The organism is Patescibacteria group bacterium (genome assembly GCA_018817085.1).
In the GTDB taxonomy this organism is placed as follows: Bacteria; Patescibacteriota; WWE3; order CG2-30-40-12; family CG2-30-40-12; genus CG2-30-40-12.
Window position 1 is genome coordinate 1 of record JAHIUT010000070.1, and the last position, 2,556, is coordinate 2,556.

The following is a 2,556-nucleotide window of genomic DNA, read 5'->3' on the forward strand; positions in this document are numbered from 1 at the left end:
GGTTTTTGCAAAACATCTTCCAACCTTAAAAGCACGGTCTCGGGGACAATTTTTTTTAGCAACGGATTTCTAAAGTTTGAAACGGACAATTTTTTCTCTAGTACAAATCCGTTTTTCTCCAAAACTTCTTTTACATACGCGGGGTGCAAAAGGATGAATGTTCCAACCTTGTAAGGTTTTTGCGAAAAAAATCCAAAATTTAGACGCGCGGAATTTTTAAGTATATTTAAAAAGTGTATTTTGTTGGCAAATTCAAGAATAAAGACACCATCCTTTTTTATTATTTTTGACACGGACGCTATGGCGCTATTCAAATCCTCCAAATGATGGGCAACGCGAACCATCAAAACACAATCGTACTCAATTAGGGATAGACCCAATTTGGGTCTATCCCTAATTGGTATCTTACCAATCCTAAAGAAAACCTTATCTATAGTAGACTTGTTGATATTATCTCTAGCCTGTTCTAAGAGTTTCTTGGACGGCTCAAACAATATTACCTCCTTAAACCTGCTCTCATAAACAGGAAAAAGCCTGCCAAATCCCGCGCCTATATCTATAATACTATTTCCCTTTTTTGGAAGAAGTTTTTTTAAAGCGATAACTTCGCAGTTATGCTCATAAGAGCGCTTCTTCCAATAAAATTTATAATCATAATTTTTATCGTTATAATTCACACTCATTCAAATAAATAGGGATAGACCCTAGTTGGGTCTATCCCTAATTGCAGAAAATACCTTCTTTCGGTTTGTCTTCTAAATCTTTAAGATAAGATTCTATTTCAGAGTAGTCGGTGGCGTCTAATAAACGGGGGTGTAATACAAGCCATACAGGTCCTTTTTTCTCTAGATAGTTAATAAAAGAACTATATTTGTAATCCTTGGCTTTTTTTGATAATTTTGCCTTTATAGGGTTTAGGTGAATATAGCGTGAAACATATATGAATTGTTCGTCCGTAACCAAAGGAACTGCTCTGTAACCTCCTTGGAGAAGAGCGCCCTGCCTACCATATTTCGTGTTAAAATAGCCGGAATACAATGTTAATACTCTTTTCATAAAACCAGACATTCCATCTCTTTGGATATTTTTCACTAAAAGATGAAAGTGGTTTGGCATCAAACAGTAACCATAAAGTTCCACCTCCCCAGCCACGCTGTTTGCTAGTATGTTCCTTTTACGCCCATTTATAATATGCTCCTCTGTAAAACCAGGAGTTAAGTATTTTTTAAGAAGATAACAAAAAAATACATAATCACTGTGTTCAGAATATAAACTATTCTCATATAAACTGCGACCATACACATGATAATAACTATCTTGTTGTGGCCTGTACACTTTGTTTTTATAGGGCATTTTACTTCCCAATTAGGGATAGACCCAAATTGGGTCTATCCCTAATTGAATAATACTTTCATTAATACCAACTATCTGATAAAATTGCAACTATGAATCTAGGCGCGTTGGCGAAGTGGTAACGCAGGTGTCTGCAAAACATCTATGCGTCGGTTCAATTCCGACACGCGCCTCTATATTTTCGGGCGATTGGTTCCCGCCTGCCATAGCGCGCGAGTAGTTCATTGGTAGAACGCTGTCCTGATAAGACAGAAGTGGATGGTTCGATTCCATCCTCGCGCACAATGGATATAAACAATACTTTAATTAAAAACCTTATAAGTCTAAACCTACCGTCTAGAGATTATGCTGTTTTTGGGAGTGGTCCAATGTTTGCCGCAGGAATAAAGGAACTAGGCCACGACATTGACTTAATTGCACGGGGCAAAGCATGGTCAATAGCAGAGAAGTTAAGTGTTCCTAAAGTAACAATTTCGGGTAACGGCAAAGTTGTTACACTATTTGATGAACGAATAGAAATATTTGACAACTGGACTCCCGGCAGTTGGGACATACACCAATTAATTGATCAAGCAGATATTATAGATGGAATAAAATTCGTTAAGTTAAGCGAAGTACTAAAATGGAAAAAAATATGGCATAGAGAAAAAGATATCGCTCACATAAAACTGATTGAACAGTATCTCGAGAAAATTAAAAATTAAGCATCAGGATATTCGGTTTTAGGATTAAGAGTATCCCTATTACTGCTAAAAGAATCCCGCCTGCAAAACTTGATATCCTCGCGTATTTGCTTTGAATTCCCACCGCTTCTAAAGTTACCATCGCCACCGAAAAAACAATAATATCATCCAGCATAAAAAAGACTATATAAAGAAGAATATACAAATAATAGGTAATTTTTGGCAGATTGTTTAAAGCTAAAATACCCGTATATATAGCCGGAAACCCAGCCGAACAAACAAGCTCCACTAAATTTACCGCCATCGCAAGAAGTATTATCCCCGCCAAAGCTAACACAAACTTTTTACTCTGCGTTATTTTCCGTATCTTCTCAAAAACTTTTTGCCTTTTCTCGTCTTTTGCAGTATCGCAACCCCCATCCCTATCTTTATAAAATTTTCGGATATGATACACTCCAAACATTATCGCGAATACTCCTATTATAGTTCTTATCCACTTAACAAAACCTAAAACCAAAAA

At 36.6% G+C, this 2,556-nt stretch carries 4 protein-coding genes and 2 tRNA genes; 3 read left to right on the plus strand and 3 right to left on the minus strand.

Annotated features, from left to right (window positions below):
* Together KJ678_04520 and KJ678_04525 are read right to left on the minus strand one after the other, a co-directional pair.
* A partial coding sequence (locus tag KJ678_04520) for a class I SAM-dependent methyltransferase (GenBank protein MBU1017392.1) occupies positions 1-677 on the minus strand: 677 nt, incomplete at its 3' end.
* Positions 678-720: 43 nt separating this feature from the next.
* Entirely contained in the window at positions 721-1,353 is a 633-nt protein-coding gene (locus tag KJ678_04525) for a transposase (protein ID MBU1017393.1), read from the minus strand.
* Between the two features lie 101 nt (positions 1,354-1,454).
* Between KJ678_04525 and KJ678_04530 the strand changes: the two genes are divergently transcribed.
* The 3 genes from KJ678_04530 to KJ678_04540 all read left to right on the plus strand — a co-directional run bounded on the left by KJ678_04530 (position 1,455) and on the right by KJ678_04540 (position 2,057).
* A tRNA-Cys gene (locus tag KJ678_04530) sits at positions 1,455-1,526 on the plus strand.
* A 37-nt stretch (positions 1,527-1,563) separates the two neighbouring features.
* Positions 1,564-1,635: transfer RNA gene (locus KJ678_04535), tRNA-Ile, on the plus strand.
* Positions 1,636-1,637: 2 nt separating this feature from the next.
* On the plus strand, positions 1,638-2,057 hold the full coding sequence (locus KJ678_04540) for a hypothetical protein (GenBank protein MBU1017394.1): 420 nt from the start codon (positions 1,638-1,640) through the stop codon (positions 2,055-2,057).
* Here the strand turns inward: KJ678_04540 and KJ678_04545 are convergent.
* A partial coding sequence (locus KJ678_04545; protein ID MBU1017395.1) for a hypothetical protein occupies positions 2,047-2,556 on the minus strand: 510 nt, incomplete at its 5' end. The two genes, KJ678_04540 and KJ678_04545, sit on opposite strands and share 11 nt — an antisense overlap.